This is a genomic window from Acidimicrobiales bacterium (assembly GCA_034521975.1).
GTDB lineage: Bacteria > Actinomycetota > Acidimicrobiia > Acidimicrobiales > SKKL01 > SKKL01.
In genome coordinates, this window is the sequence record JAXHLR010000007.1 from 1 (window position 1) to 14495 (window position 14495).

General features: G+C 71.0%; 11 protein-coding genes. 2 read left to right on the plus strand and 9 right to left on the minus strand.

Annotated features, from left to right (window positions below; genetic code table 11):
- Positions 1 to 373: 373 nt before the first annotated feature.
- The 7 genes from U5K29_12955 to U5K29_12985 form a co-directional block, all read right to left on the minus strand.
- A complete protein-coding gene (locus U5K29_12955) occupies positions 374 to 1246 on the minus strand; it encodes a hypothetical protein (GenBank protein MDZ7679445.1) in 873 nt (290 codons plus the stop codon).
- Positions 1247 to 1738: 492 nt separating this feature from the next.
- A complete protein-coding gene (locus U5K29_12960) occupies positions 1739 to 2014 on the minus strand; it encodes a type II toxin-antitoxin system Phd/YefM family antitoxin (GenBank protein MDZ7679446.1) in 276 nt (91 codons plus the stop codon).
- 56 nt (positions 2015 to 2070) lie between these two features.
- The gene (locus U5K29_12965; protein ID MDZ7679447.1) at positions 2071 to 3537 is read right to left on the minus strand and encodes a DUF3322 domain-containing protein; all 1467 of its coding nucleotides are present in this window, start codon (positions 3535 to 3537) and stop codon (positions 2071 to 2073) included.
- A gap of 10 nt (positions 3538 to 3547) precedes the next feature.
- On the minus strand, positions 3548 to 6337 hold the full coding sequence (locus U5K29_12970) for an SbcC/MukB-like Walker B domain-containing protein (protein ID MDZ7679448.1): 2790 nt from the start codon (positions 6335 to 6337) through the stop codon (positions 3548 to 3550).
- Between the two features lie 251 nt (positions 6338 to 6588).
- The gene (locus tag U5K29_12975) at positions 6589 to 7071 is read right to left on the minus strand and encodes an ATP-binding protein (protein MDZ7679449.1); all 483 of its coding nucleotides are present in this window, start codon (positions 7069 to 7071) and stop codon (positions 6589 to 6591) included.
- A 120-nt stretch (positions 7072 to 7191) separates the two neighbouring features.
- Complete coding sequence (locus tag U5K29_12980; GenBank protein MDZ7679450.1) at positions 7192 to 7869, minus strand: DUF4194 domain-containing protein; 678 nt, start codon at positions 7867 to 7869, stop codon at positions 7192 to 7194.
- On the minus strand, positions 7866 to 9320 hold the full coding sequence (locus U5K29_12985) for a DUF3375 domain-containing protein (GenBank protein MDZ7679451.1): 1455 nt from the start codon (positions 9318 to 9320) through the stop codon (positions 7866 to 7868). The genes U5K29_12980 and U5K29_12985 overlap by 4 nt, the downstream gene beginning before the upstream one ends.
- 91 nt (positions 9321 to 9411) lie before the next feature.
- On the opposite strand from U5K29_12985, the gene U5K29_12990 reads away from it, so the two are divergent.
- Positions 9412 to 9801: a type II toxin-antitoxin system Phd/YefM family antitoxin gene (locus U5K29_12990; GenBank protein ID MDZ7679452.1), complete on the plus strand. Its 390-nt coding sequence runs from the start codon at positions 9412 to 9414 to the stop codon at positions 9799 to 9801.
- Here the strand turns inward: U5K29_12990 and U5K29_12995 are convergent.
- Positions 9711 to 11045, minus strand: coding sequence for a nitrilase-related carbon-nitrogen hydrolase (locus tag U5K29_12995; GenBank protein MDZ7679453.1), 1335 nt, complete (start codon positions 11043 to 11045; stop codon positions 9711 to 9713). The genes U5K29_12990 and U5K29_12995 overlap by 91 nt on opposite strands.
- Positions 11046 to 11154: 109 nt before the next feature.
- Here U5K29_12995 and U5K29_13000 point away from each other — a divergent pair, with 109 nt between their 5' ends.
- Entirely contained in the window at positions 11155 to 13833 is a 2679-nt protein-coding gene (locus U5K29_13000; GenBank protein ID MDZ7679454.1) for a bifunctional [glutamine synthetase] adenylyltransferase/[glutamine synthetase]-adenylyl-L-tyrosine phosphorylase, read from the plus strand.
- Positions 13834 to 13861: 28 nt separating this feature from the next.
- On the opposite strand, the gene U5K29_13005 is transcribed toward U5K29_13000, so the two are convergent.
- Positions 13862 to 14362 (minus strand): MarR family winged helix-turn-helix transcriptional regulator, encoded by a 501-nt coding sequence (locus tag U5K29_13005; GenBank protein ID MDZ7679455.1) that lies wholly within the window; start codon positions 14360 to 14362, stop codon positions 13862 to 13864.
- Between the last annotated feature and the right edge of the window lie 133 nt (positions 14363 to 14495).

A 14495-nucleotide genomic window follows, 5' to 3' on the forward strand; every position in this document is an offset into this window, starting at 1 on the left:
TGCTCAGGATCGTCGTCGAGGTGGATCCCAATCTGGCATGCAACGCCGCATGAACTCGTCGGAGAGCGGGACCGCGAACGCCGTGTCGCCATGAGCGGAACGTCGGATCATCCCTTCTCGATCAGGCCGCTGCGGAGTGGACCCGGAAGAAACTCCGATCGAGGGGCTCGGTTGCACGGCTGCTGGCCGCTCGCACGTCGTCCTGAGCACGTGGCCGTCGAATATCACCAAGCGATGGGCGCAGAGAAGTCGAATACGTAGGACGTTTACTCGACCTTATCCATCTATGGCGGGCTTCGGACGCCGAGCCTTCTCGGAGGGCGATCCACACGCCGGCCGGCATCGCAACCGTCGCATGCTGCGTAAGACGCCCCTACCTCCACCGCCGCTTCACGGCTTGCACGACCTTCCGCGTGCCCTCGTCCTTCCGGTCGCGCACGTCCGCGACGAAGCACGAGCGCGGCCAATCGTAGCGGTGCCCCGTCACCTCGCGCCGAAGGTCCCCGTCCCGGCGAACGGCCAGGACCTCGTCCCGCAAACGGCTCGCCTCCTCGCGGGCGGCCGGACTCTCGGCGCCGATCACGACCAGATGTGCCTTCCAGAGGTCCTCGAGATCGCGACGGAGCCAGCGCTTGTGCTGGTAGGAGGGTGCGCCCTCGTCCAGCAGCTTCCGGATCGCGCGCGACACCTCGTCCGACAGCTCGATCCTCTCGACCTCCACGACCGTCTCGTCGTCCTCGTCGATCACGTCGCCCACGTTCAGGCCGTAGGGCAGCTCCTCGTCCTCGTCTTCGTCGGCCGGGTTCAGGCCCAACGCCAGGCTCAACGCCGTCTGCCCATCGATCCGAGCGACCTCGCGTCTCTCCTCGACCAGAAGCGACCCGCCCGCCGGCGCCACGAACACCGCGGCGTGCACCTCGCGAGAGTGGAACGCGGCGTTCCCTTCGATCACGATCGCGTCGGCCGGGAGGAGCGGCGCTCCGATCGCCCGGGCCACGGAGGTGACGTCGCCCGGCCAGCCTTCGGGCACGCGCAGCAGCGTCGCGTCGACGTCCCCTGCCGCCTCCCAGCGGCGCGTCTCGTCGTTCCCGGCATCGTCCACCAGCGGCTCGGCGAGATCGTCGTCCTCCACGACACGGATCGCCGCCAGCCAGCGCGAGCGGTTCGAGGCCACGAGCGCCTCGATCAACGAGGTCTTGCCGGACCCCGCCGGGCCCGTCACGAGCGTATAGCTCCGATCGATCATGCCTGCCTCCGCGGTGGGACGGGCGCTCGTGTGACGGGGGCGCGATCGAGTCGTACCGACCTCGCGCGAGCGCGATCGAACCGGCGGGCTCGGCATCGCCGCTGCATCGCGGTAGCGACGCACAGGCACGTCAACCCTCCTCGTTCGGATGGAATCCGAACAGGGCGTAGCGGACACCGCCTCGCTCCAACGCCCCGGGCACGGCCAGAACGTCCTCGAGCTTCATGGGACAAGCGTACATCGCAGCTTCGCAGACGTAGCCGCTCGCACCCACTGCGTCAACGGTAGGGCGGAGGTGCGCCGAGCCGACCTTGCCGCAACGATTCCCGCCGGACCGAGACCACGACGCTGGGCTCGAGCCTTCATGGCCGCGACGATCTCGCGAGGTCGATCGCCGACCGGCTGCGCACGACGATCCCGGTACCAGCGCCGCACGCTCTCCGTATCGGCGACCGCTGAACTGGCGAAGGTCACGCGGCGCCGGTGCGGCATTCAGGTCAGCCCAAGGCGGCGTTTCGTCTCGTCCAAGTCGAGCTCACGGCCGGCATCGAGATCCATCAGACCGGTCACGACATCACGCAAGAACGCGCGCTCCTCGGACGCGACCTCGTAGTCGGCCAGTGCCTGCATCACGGCGACGCCGCGGCCGCGGTTGGTCAACGGCACCGGACGGCGCGTAGCATCCACCTGGCGGACGACCTTGCCAGGGTTGACTTTCAGATCGCTGAGCGGAACGACGTCCTCGGAGAACTTCGTCGGTGTGGCCATGGATCCTCCCTGACAGGCTCTCTGGACAGGACCCGTGACAGCACCTGTCGACAGGCCTACGGATGCGCACCCCTATGCTCAGGCCACGCGAAGGACGCATCGGGGCCCGTCGCGAGCGATGGCGTCCAGGGCGGCACGATCCGTGCCTCCAACGCGGCGCGACGGGCACGCGCAGCAGCCGCCTTCGATCTACGACGCCTCCCGCCCAGCGCGCGCTGCAACCACGAGAACCTGATCCGCTCCTGCTCCAGCCGCACCTGCTCTCCCAGCACGTCGCCCCTCAGGTCGTCGTACACGCTCCGCTCGTCGGGATCGAGGCGGTCCAGCTCCCGCCGGGTCGGTTGCGGCTCCCGTCCCCACGCGTCACGGTGCGCGAGCAGCGTCTCGCGGTCCATCAGGAACGACTCCGCGTGTGGCACGACGCCGAGAAGCTGGTCCAGGATCGCGAACCCGTGCGTGTCGATGTCGCCCCAGTAGCGAACGGTCGCGTGCCGCAGCCAGGCGACGCCTGCCAGCGCGTCGAAGCCGTAGCCGGCGCCGAAGATCACGATCGTCCGCGCCCTCGCGGGAAACGCGAGGAAGTCGATCTCGTTCTCGACGATGAACACCTCGGAGGGGTCCAGCGCCAGCGTCGCGAACGTCGCGACGGGCACCGTGACGTCTTCGTCGAAGCGCGTGCGCAATGCGCTCGTGCCCGATGCGCCCGCACCCGCGGCGTTCGAACCGAGGGCGTTCGTGCCCAAGGCGCTCGTGCCCGCGGCGTCATCGCCCGTCGCGTTCACGTCGAGGACCGACAGGGCCGGATCCAGCACCCGGAACCGGATCCGGATCGGCTTCGACCGAAACCCGTAGCGGAGCTCGAAGCCCGACCGCCCCGTCGCGTCGTGCCGGATGGCCTCGTGCGGGAGGACCAGGTCGAACAGCTCGGCCAGGACGTTCCGATGCCGCTCGAGGAACTTGCTGTCGACGCCCGGCACGTCCACCTGGCGGAGGTACAGACCGGGGCGCGGGTGCGCTTCGAGCCACGCCGCCACGTCCAGAAGTCGGGGCCAGTCGGGCGCCAGCTCCACCGCTGCCAGAGGCCGGCGCCGGAGCCACGCGAGCAGACGCGGCTCGCGCTGCCGCGTCTCGGCCACCACGCGGTCGAACGCGGCCAGCTCGGCGGTCTTGCCGATGAACGCGGCCGCGTCCGCACGCGTGTCGATCCAGACCTGCGCGGGGACCTGGTTGGCGCCCAGCTGGCGGTGGCGCACCTCCTCGAACACGACGCGGTAGTGCCGCGCGCCGGCGGAGAGCTTGGCGATCCACGCGCGCGCCTCGTCGTAGCGGCTGCCCAGCTGGGCCGACGACGGTCCCTTCAGCGTCAGGCGCCGCGGGAACGCCGGCTCGTCGTCCAGCTCGTCGTCCAGCTCGTCGTCCAACGCGCAGCCCAGGATCAGCCCACGCTGCCACCAGCGGGCGACCTGGCTCCGCAGGTCCGCGGGCGTGGTCCAGGAGGCGCGACTCACGGCGCCGTCGTCCACGGCGATCGGCTCACGGCTCGCGGGTGGACGGCTCGCGGGTGGACGGCTCGCGGGTGGACGGCGCGTCGACGAACGCCGCGTCCGCCTCGCGGTGGCGCGCCCGCTCGCTGCGGTACTCCTCGATCGTCAGGTTCCGCAGCTGCGACTCGCGCCCGTCGCGGCTATGCACGAAGCCGACGCTGGAGACGAACGGCTCGATCACGTGAATCTTCTGCAGCGGCGTCGCGACCAGCAGCTGCAGGCCCAGGCTCCCGAACAGCTGCAGGCCGTAACGCGCGGATTCGTCCGAGCCACGCCCGAACGCCTCGTCGATGGTGACGAACCGGAACGAGCGCGAGCGCACCTTGCCCGTCTCCAGACCGAAGCGGTAGGCCAAGCTGGCGGCCAGCACGGTGTACGCCAGCTTCTCCTTCTGTCCGCCCGACTTGCCGGCCGAATCGGAGTAGTGCTCGTGCTCCTCGTCCGTCTCGCGCCAGCGTTCGCTGGCGGCGAACACGAACCAGGTGCGCACGTCGGTGACCTTGGCGGTCCAGCGCCGGTCCGGCTCGGTCAGGCCGTCGCGGCCCCGGAAGCGCTCGATGATGCGCTTGATCTGCAGGAACTTGCGTTCCGAGTACGGCTCGTCCTCGACGCCCAGCGACGTTCCCTCGGTGCAGGCGCGCAGCTCGCTGCGGAAGTCGCGGATCTCGGCGTCCACCGACGGCTGCGCCTTGAGCTCGATGAAGCGGCCCGGGTTGTAGTCGATCGCGCGCAGCGAGACGTTGATCCGGTCGATCCGCTCCTTGATCGTGTCGCGCTCGCGGTTCAGCTGCGCCTGGAAGTTGGCGATCTCGTGGATCGTGTTCTCGTTCAGCAGCCGCTTGAAGCGGTCCTCGAAACGGGGCAGGTCGTCCGATCGCAACCGGTCCAGCAGCTCCCGGTAGGCGGGCGCCGCGGCGAGGGAGGCGTCCATCTCCTTGCTGGCGCCGGGGAAGGCGGCGCGGAAGTCGCTCATGGCGCGGACGATCCGCTGGCCGAGGACCTCCAGCCGCTTGTCCGCCGCGTCGATCCGGGCCTGCAGCCGATCGCGAAGATCGCGCTCGACGGCGTCGCACGACTCGACCGTCAGCGCACGGTCGCCCAGCACCTCCTGGCGGTAGCCGTCGACCCGTTCGAGGTGCGGCGCGTGATCGCTGGCGTCGGGGGCGTCGAGGACCTCGCGCGCCTGCGTGCGCAGGTCGGTCGCGACGCGCTTCCGCTCGTCGGTGCGGGACCGCTCGTCGCGGAGCGTCTGGAGCCGCTCGTCGACGTCGCGGCCCTCCGCCTCCGTCTCCCGCAGCGCCGTCGTCAGCTCCCGCAGCGCGTCCGAGGCTTCCTCCAGGCGGCGCTTCTCGTCCTTGAGGCGTTCCGCCTCGTGCGCGTGCGGACGCCAGTCCAGCTCGCGATGGTCGCGGTAGTCCGCCAGCCGGGCCAGCGCCTCGCGGCGTCCGCCCAGCTGGCGCTCCTCGTCCTGAGCGGCGGCGAGGCGCCGGTCGAGATCCGCCAGTCGTTCCGCGCCCTCCTTCGCCGCCGCCTCGAGCGCCGCGATCTTGCGTTCGTTGGTCCAGCCCAGCACGAAGCGGCGGCGGTCGTCGATGCGGTGGCGGTCGTCCTTCTCGTGCCGCCCGCCGTGGCCCTTGATCTGGCCGCTGCGGGTGATGGCGCGCGCCTCGCGCCGGAACTGGGCGAGGTCGTCGCAGCGCGCCAGGTCGAAGCGGCGCGCCAGCTCGTGCTCCAGCCACGGCGCGAACGGCGAATCGTGCTTCAGGGCGAGCGCGTGCACGATCGAGCGGGGGTGCAGCTCGCTGGGCGGCACGGCCGCGGTGGTGCGGACGCGGTAGTACACCAGCCGGCCCCGCAGGTGCGAGCGGTCCACCCACGCCGCCACCGCGTCGTACGCCTCCTCCGGCACCAGCAGGGACAGCGCGAAGCCGTGCAACAGCCGCTCCGCCGCGCCTTCCCAGTCGCGGGCGTCGCCCTGCACCTGGATCAGCTCGCCGGCGAACGGCATCTCGTCCTCCCGCACGCCGACGGCCGCGGCCAGCTCGCGCCGCAGCTCGACCTGACGCTCGGGGATGCTGCTGCGGCGCGCCCGCAAGCCCTCGATCTCGGAGGTGAGCCTGCCCTGCTCCTCGCCCTCCAGGCGACGCTGCACGCCCAGCTCGGTCCGTGCGTTCTGCAGCTCGGCCGCGCGGGCCTCCGCGCTCTGGCGCGTGCGCTCGATCTCCTCGCCCTGCGCCAGGAAGCTCTCCAGGTCACCTGCCGGCTCCAGGCCGATCCGGCCGACCAGCTCGGTGTAGGTGCGCCAGCGCGTGCGCTTGCGCTCGCTCTCCGCGATCGCCGCGGCGACCAGGCCTTCGAGCTCGGCGATGCGGTCCCCGCCGTTCGCGGCGATGCTGCGGTCCAGCTCCTGCTCGCGAAGGCGCAGGGCACGCCGCTTCTCCTCGGCCTCGCCCAGGCGGGCGGCGATGCGCGCCGCCTCTTGTTCGAGCTTCTGCAGGCGCTGGCCGAGAAGCTCGTCCTTCACGCCTGCGAAGTAGGTTCCGAGGGCGCCCCGCGCCGCCCGCGCTTCGTCGTTCTGCTGTGCCTCGCGGTCGCGTGCGCCCACGTCGGCGATCAGCGGGGTCAGCCTCTCCAGCTGACGCTTGGCGTCGAGGATCGCCTCGTGCGCGCGGTTCAGGTCGTCGAAGTGCGCCAGCAGCGCCTCGATCCGCGGCCGCGCGTCGAACGGCTCCAGCATGTGCCGGCGCACGAAATCGGTGAGGTTGCCGACCGACTTCATCGACACCGTCTGGTGGAACAGCTCCAGCGCCTGCTCGTCCTGGATCCCGAAGCGTCGCCGGAAGTGCGCGCCGTACGCCGAGAAGCTGTCGAACAGCTCCACGCCGTCCCCGCGCAGGCGCTTCCTGAGGTCGGCGAGCTCGCTGCCGAAGCCGGCGAAGTCGCTGGCGATCCCGAGCCTCCGCTCGGCCGCGGCGTAGAAGCGGCCCGGCGGGCCGACGTGGTCCTTGATCCAGAACACCTGGGCGAGCGTCACCACCTGACCGTTGCCGTCGTTGCGGAAGGTGGCCAGGATGACCGAGTAGCCGTTGCGGTCGCGCAGCGCCACCGGCTTGGCCGGGCCGCCGGCGTCGCTGCGTTCGGTCTTGTAGTGACCCAGCACGTAGGAGCGCAGGCTCCGCTCTCCCCTTCGGCGCCGGCCGCCCGGTTGTACGCGACCTTCTGCGGCGGCACCAGCAGCGTCGTCACCGCGTCGATGATCGTCGACTTGCCGGAGCCGATGTCGCCCGTCAGCAGGGCGTTCCGCCCGTCCGGCACCAGCGCCCAGACGCGACCGTCGAAGGTGCCCCAGTTCAGCAGCTCCAGACGCTCCAGCCGGAAGCCGGCGCGGGTGTCGTCGCTGGCGAACTCGAGGCCTTCCTGCTGGGCGTCGGGGGCGGGGGACCCAGGTGGCGTGCGGTGCGGCGGCGCCGCGTCGCCGAACAGGCGGTTCCCGAACAGGCCGTTCTCGTTCATGGCCGCGCCTCGCTCTGGCGCCAGGCGTCGTCCGGCCGCTCGTCGTCGGCAGCGTCGGCGTCGTCGGCAGCGTCCGTGTCGGCGTCGGCGCCTGCGTCCGCGTCCGCTTCCGCGTCGGCCTCATGCTCGTCGTCGCCGGCGCCGGTCAGGTGCTGGCGGTACTCGGCCAGGCGGGCGTCGAGCTCGCCCAGCCACTCCGCGTCGACGAACGACTTGAGGATGCGCCGGATCTCGTACGCCCGCTCGGCCCCGGCACTCTTGGACCTGCAGCTTCCGGGCGAAGCCCAGCTCGACGATCTTGTTCAGGTGCGTCTCGGCCCGGTCCACCATCCGCGCCTCGTTGCTACCGGTCGGGAGGAAGACGCGCATCATCTCGGCCGCCTCGTCGCGCGTGACGATCAGCCGGGCGTCGGCGCCCGAGGCGTCGAACTCCACGAACCGCTTGCGCAGCAGGGCGAGCAGGAGGCTGACCGGGAACGACAGCGGCCTGCGCGCCACCAGGCGCGGAACGCCCGCGCCGACCTCGTCGTCGCGACGCGAACGCAGGAAGGCGTACCCCTCGGCCTCGTCGATGACGAGGTCCAGCTGCAGCACCGCCACGTAGTCCCGCACCTGGGCCTGCAGCTCGATCAGCGCGCCCCAGGTCGTCAGGTCGTCTTCGCGGTAGAGGACGCCCTTCAGCAGCGGCAGCACCACCTGCGACAGCGCGGGCCGCGCGTCGGCGTGATCCTCGTAGGCGCGGGCGTCGTCGGCCTGGCCGTCGTACGCGCGCCCGCCGCCGGTGAACTCGTCGCTCACGCCGACTCCCTCAGGAAGATCATCCGTGGCAGTCGCGCGCGCCGCGTGTCCCCCTCCGCCGAAACCCATGCGATCTCCTCCACCCGGTCCTCCTCGACGACGGTGTCGTCGCGCTCGCTGCCGATCTGCAGGTACACGATCAGCTCCGCCAGGCCGTGGCGCAAGGGGTGCTCCTCGACCAGCTCGCGCAACGTGACCTGCGGCCGTGCCTGCAGCGCCCGACGCAACCGCTCCGCCAGCTCCAGGCGATCGACGGCCATGCGGCCGAACAGGTCCGACGCGTCGACGTCGCCGTCGCCCGTCCGCAGCGGGACGTCCGCGATGACCGGCCGCAGCGGCGGGGCGAACAGCTTGCGCTCCATCGGCAGCTCGATCGACACGGAGGGTGACTCGATCTCCATCACGGTGCCTGAGGGTGGTGCATCTCGTGCCGCGATGGCGCGGGCCTCCACCGAGCTCAGGATCTCCAGGATCCGCCGGTTCTCGGCCCACGCCTTGTCGTCCAGGAAGCGCCGCAGCTGCTGCGACAGCCGGGCCACCGTCCGCTGCGTGTGCTCGCCCGATGCGATCCAGTCGTGATGCACGCGGCGCAGCCGAGCGTCGGGCCGCATGGCTGCCACCGCGGGGAGCTCCAGCACGGTGTCCAGGTGCTGCGCGAACAGGTCCTGACGCTCGGGCGACATCAGGAAGTCCCAGAAGGCGCGGAAGCTCTTGCCCTGGTCCGAATCGGCGATCAGGTCGTGATCGCTCATGATCCGGTCCAGCAGGTCGCCCTTGCTGCCGTCCCAGAGGGTGATCTCTTCGCGAACCCGCCGGTCCAGCAGTCGGAAGTTGTGCTCGACCTCGCGAAAGTCGGCCAGCAGCTCGCGCGCCGAGGTCTGGAACTGCTGGAACCGCTCGCGCACCGCGGTGTCGTCCAGCACGGACACCTCGCCGGCGGCGATGCGCTCGATCTGCTCGTCGATCGCGTCGCGCTGGCGCCGCAGCTCCCGGAGCCTGGCGTCCGGATCCTCCTGGCTGCCGACGCTCAGCTGCTGCAGCAGGTCGAACAGCGCCAGCAGCCGAGACTCGGTGCCCACGAACGCGCGCTCGCCCAGCGCGGCCAGCCAGTGGACGGCCTTCTCGGTCGCCGGCGTGAGATCGAAGTGCGGCTCGTCGGTGCCGGGCGGGTAGAACTTGCGGAGCCAGCCGCGCTCGCTGGCGGCCCATTCGTTCAGGTAGTCGAGCGCGGGACGAGGGAGAGCCTTCGCGTCCTCCTCCTCGTCCAGCTCGTAGAACCGGTCCTCGAGCGCCTCCACCAGATCGGTCTGCGGCACGGCCCGCACGTTCGGCCGGACGTAGACCTCGTACAGGAAGCTCGCCACGAACGGTGCGTGGCGCGCCCGCAGCAACGTCCACGCCGGGTGCTGGCGGGCGAGCTGTTCGAGCGTGGACCGGTCCATCGTGGCCATGGGGCTTCAGGGTACCTCCGGGCGTGCCGCACGTGCCCCGGCCGCCCGAGCCGGTCACCGTGCCCACGCGGAGCCGCGGGTCCAGTGCACCATGCCGGTATCGCCGAGCCACACCGTGCTCGCGTCGCTTCGCGACGTGCTGCGGGACGGCATCGACACCCTCCTGCCCGACACGATTCTGCTACCGACCTGCGGACGGATGCCGTACACTATCCCGTACGGGATTGGAGCGATCGCCATGCCCACGCTGACGACCACGGAGGCCAGGAAGAAGCTCTACGAGCTCATCGCCGACCTTCAGCACGACCATGAGCCGGTGCAAATCACGAGCAAGCGCGGAAACGCCGTCCTTCTGAGCGAGGACGACTGGCGTGCGGTGCAGGAGACCCTCTACCTCGTCTCGATTCCCGGTATGCGCGACTCCATCCTCGAGGGCATGGCGACGCCCGCCGACGAGCTCGACGACGAACTCGACGGGTGACGTGGAAGCTCGTCTACACGAAGGCTGCGAAGAAGGACGCGAAGAAGAACAGCGTCCCGAAGCAGCTGTCCATCGGTTCCAGCGAGAGGTTCCTGGCTGAGATAGGAGCCATCGCTGGCCCAAGATGGGAAGCGTGAGCTGCCCGATGCGACGTTCTCGCTGAGGGCCTTGGCGTCGATGAGCGAGTGGTCGCTCGAGTAGCGCGACGGCATGAGCAGACCGTGCACGTGCTCGGGGCCGAGCGCGTCGGCGGCAATCGTGGCGACGAGCGCGGAGTCGATGCCGCCCGACAATCCGACGACGACGTCGGTGAACCCGTTCTTGCGGACGTAGTCGCGTGTGCCGACCACGATGGCCTCGTAGGTCTCGTCGACGGGATCGAGCAGGGGCGCGAACGGAGGCAACGGGAGCGGCTCGTACCCCACGCGCTCGCTGCTGATGGCGACAACAGGCAACGGAGCTGCGCTGGGCCGGTCGCGGGCGTCGAGGAGCCGGTTCCGGAACACCGGCTGCACCTCGAGGTCGACGATCATGGTGTGCTCGACGAACTGCGGGGCCCTGGCCACCAGGTGGCTGTCGGGTCCCACGACGAACGACGCCCCGTCGAACACCAGCTCGTCCTGGCCGCCGACCATGTTCACATAGACCACCGGACAGGCCGCGTCGGAGGCACGGGTGCCGAACATGGCTTCGCGCTCGGCCTGCTTGCCCGCGTGGAAGGGGGAGGCGTTGATGTTGACCACCAGGTCGGCGCCCCCGGACGCGGCCTCGCCGATGGCCCCGTTCGGTGCCCACCCGTCCTCGCAGATGGACACCCCCACCCGCACCCCGGCGATCTCGTACAGGTCCGGCGGTGCGGACCGGGCGACGAAGTACCGCTGCTCGTCGAAGACCGAGTAGTTGGGCAGCAGGCGCTTGCGGTAGACACCGACCACCCGGCCACCGGCGCACACTGCGGCCGCGTTGGCCAGATCGCGCCCTGCGTCGACGAAGCCGACAACGGCCGTGCACCGGCCCGTGGCCCCGGCCACCCGTTCCAGGGCGGCCAGGTTGTCGGCGACGAAGCCGGGCTTCAGCAACAGGTCGTCGGGTGGGTACCCGGTGATGGCCAGCTCGGGGAACACCGCGAGGTCGGCGCCGGCCTCCTCGGCCTCGCCGAGCGCGGCGAGGATGCGCTCGACGTTGCCGTCGAGATCGCCGACGACGGCGTCGATCTGGCAGGTCGCGATGCGTAGGCGGGTCACCGCTGCAGCCTACCGGTCCACCGCAGAGCGTCGAGAGCCACCAGGCAGCGTCGATGGCACGGTTCGATGGGCCACCGCGACCCGCCGCAACGACGCCTAGCGTGTCGGCGTGGACCTCCCGGACACCGTCACCGACCTGGGCCCGCTCCCGGGCTGGGCCACCGGCGCGGTCGACCGGATCCTGGACGGCCGACCCGCCTCGCACGACCGGGTCGCTGCCGACCCGTCGCTCGCCGCGGCCCTGGTCACGGTGGTGCGAGCCAGCCGGATGCTGACCGAGCTGCTCGTGGCCGACGAGGGCGCGCTCGAGGTGCTGGGCGCCAGCGACCAGGCGCCCGATCGGTGGGATCCCCTGCCCGCCGACCCGGAGACCCTGCTCCGGCAGCAACGCCGCACCATGTTGCATCTGGCCGCCCGCGACCTGCTCGGGATCGCCGATCTGGTCGAGACCACCGCCTGCCTGTCCGATCTGGCGGGATGGGTGCTCGACACCGCCGTCGAGCTGGTCGACGCCGAAGGACTGGCGGTGATCGGCATGGGCAAGCTCGGCGCCCACGAGCTCAACTACGCGAGCGACATCGACCTCATGTTCGTGGGCGAGGGCGACGGGACTCGGTTGGCCCGAGCCGCCCGACGGGTCGTGGAGGCCACAGCACGCTGCTACCGGGTCGACACCGCCCTACGTCCGGAGGGGCGCGACGGCGCGCTGGTGCGCACGGTGGGGTCCTACCTCGCCTACTGGGACCGCTGGGCCGAGCCCTGGGAGTTCCAGGCCCTGATGAAGGCGTCGGTGGTCGGCGGGGATCCGACCGTCGGTGGCGCCTTCGATGAGGCGGCAACCAACGCGGTCTGGCACCGACCGTTCGGCCCCGACGACCTGCGGTCGGTGCGGGCGATGAAGGCACGCACCGAGGCCGCCGTCGACAACCGGGCCGGAGGCGACCGTGACCTCAAGCTTGGTCAGGGCGGCATTCGCGACGTCGAGTTCTCGGTGCAGCTGCTCCAGCTCGTGCACGGCCAGGCCGACCCCGCCCTGCGGATCCAGGCGACCCTTCCCGCCCTGGGCGAGCTGGGTCGGGCCGGCTACATCGACGCCGACGACGCCCGCGGCCTGGACGAGGCCTACCGCTTCCTGCGGCGAGCCGAGCACGCGGTCCAGTTGGCCGACGGCCGCCAGGTGCACTCCCTGCCCGACGACCAGGGCGAACTGGACCGCATCGCCCGGGTGCTCGGCTATGGGGGCGGACCCGAGGCCACCCCCGGCGAACAGCTCGACAAGGACCGCAAGCGGTACCGGGCGTCGGTGCGCTCGATCCACGAACGCCTCTACTTCCGGCCCCTGCTCGAAGCCTTCGCCGAGGTCCCCGGTGCGCTCACCCCCGTCACCGCCGCGGCACGCTTGGGCGCGTTCGGCTTCACCGACGCCAACCGCACCCGTGCCGCGGTGCGTGAGCTCACCTCGGGCCTCAACCGCACGTCGCGGCTGATGGCCCAGATGCTGCCGCTGATCCTCGACTGGCTCTCCACGTCGCCCGATCCCGACCAGGGACTGCTCGGCCTCCGCACCCTGGTCACCGACCGGGCCAGGGGCTCGCGGATCACCGCCATGTTCCGGGAGTCGCCCGAGACGGCCCGGCGGCTCTGCATCCTGTTGGGCACGAGCAGCTGGCTCGGCGACACCGTGAGCCACGACCCCGATCTGGTGGCGCGGCTGCCCCGCATCGGCCGCGAGGCACCCCCCGAGCGCTCGGAGCTGGCCGAATCGGCCCGTCGCACCATCGACTGGAGGGCCGAGCCGACCGATCGCCAAGGCGGGCTCCGACGCTGGAAGGACCGTCAGGTCCTGGCCGTTGCCGTGGCCGAGATCCTCGACGACGCCTCGGTGGCCGAGTCGGGACAACGATTGGCCACGATCGCCGAGGCCACGCTCGAGGCCGCCCTGGGGGCGGTCGAAGCCGCCGTGCCCTTCGCCATCGTGGCTGCCGGACGCCTCGGTGGCCACGAGCTTGCCTACCACAGCGACCTCGACCTGCTGTTCGTCCACGGAGGGTCGGGTGCCGACGACGAGGGGGAGGCCAAACGGGTGTCGTCGGCGCTGATGCGCTTCGTGGGCGGCTCCACCCCTGCCGAGCGCCTCTACGAGGTCGACCCCGACCTTCGGCCCGAGGGGCGTCAGGGGCCACTGGCCCGCAGCCTGTCCGGCTTCGACGCCTACTGGCAGCGCTGGTCGGCGCCGTGGGAGCGGCTCGCCATGGTCAGGGCCCGACCCGTCGCCGGCGACCCCGGGGTGGCCGACGCCTGGGCTGAGCTGCTCGACCAGCACCTGTGGGGGAGTCCGGTGAGCGAGCACGAGCTGCGCGAGATCCGGATGGTGAAGGCACGGATGGAGAGCGAGCGGATACCGGCCGGCGAGGATCCGCGCTTTCACCTCAAGCTGGGCCGGGGCGCCCTGGCCGACATCGAGCTGTGCGTGCAGCTGCTCCAGCTCCAGCACCGGGTCCGCGCCCACGGGACCGAGACCGGCATCGAAGCGCTCGAGGCCGACGGTGTGCTCCCGCCCGACGACGCGGCGATCCTGCTCGAGTCCTATGAGTTCTGCGAGCGGGTGCGCAACCGCTGGCACCTGCTCCGAAACGGCCCCGGCGACTCGCTGCCGCCCGACCCCGATGCGCTGCGCCACCTGGCTCGTTCCCTCGACACGAGCCCGACGCGCCTGCGCGACGAGTACCTGCGGGTCACCCGTCGGGCGCGCGTGGTCGTCGAGCGGGAGTTCTACGGCGAGGCCTGACGAGTCCCCGAATCGCCGAACCGTCGTCTCAACGTCCCCCGGGCACCGGGCACCGGCGCAAGGGGCACACCGACAGCTCGCACAGGCGACAGACGGGGGTGGGGTCGGGCCGGGTGCGGGACTGGGTGCGCAACATGGCTTCGAGCAGTGACTCGAGCTGGCGCCGATCGAGCTCGGAGAGCCCGGCCAGGGCTCGCGACAACACCCCCCGCCGCTCCTGGAGCAGCCGCAGGGTGATGCGGCGACCCCGAGCCGACAGCGCCAAGCTCACCGCACGGCCGTCCTGTGCGGATCGACGGATCACGAGCTTGTCGCGCTCGAGGCGGTCGACGAGTCGCACCGTCGCCGAGTGCGACAGCCCGGCGCTGTGGCGCAACCGCTCGATCGACTGGTCGGGTCGTCGCAGCAGCGCGACCAGTGTGGCGGGCGCCGACGGCCCGTGACCGGCGACGGCCTCGGTGCGGCTCTGCACCTCGTCGTCGAGGGCCAGGGCGAGGGCGCCGAGGAGGTTCTCGACACGTCCCTGCATGGGGAAAGTATATGCACAGTGCACATACTTGCGTCGCGTTCGCCCAGCGTATCGGCTCTTTTTGAAATGGAATGGTTGTCATCCACCGATCGCGGGCAAGACCCCGTATGGTCAATTGTGGCTCTGTTCACGA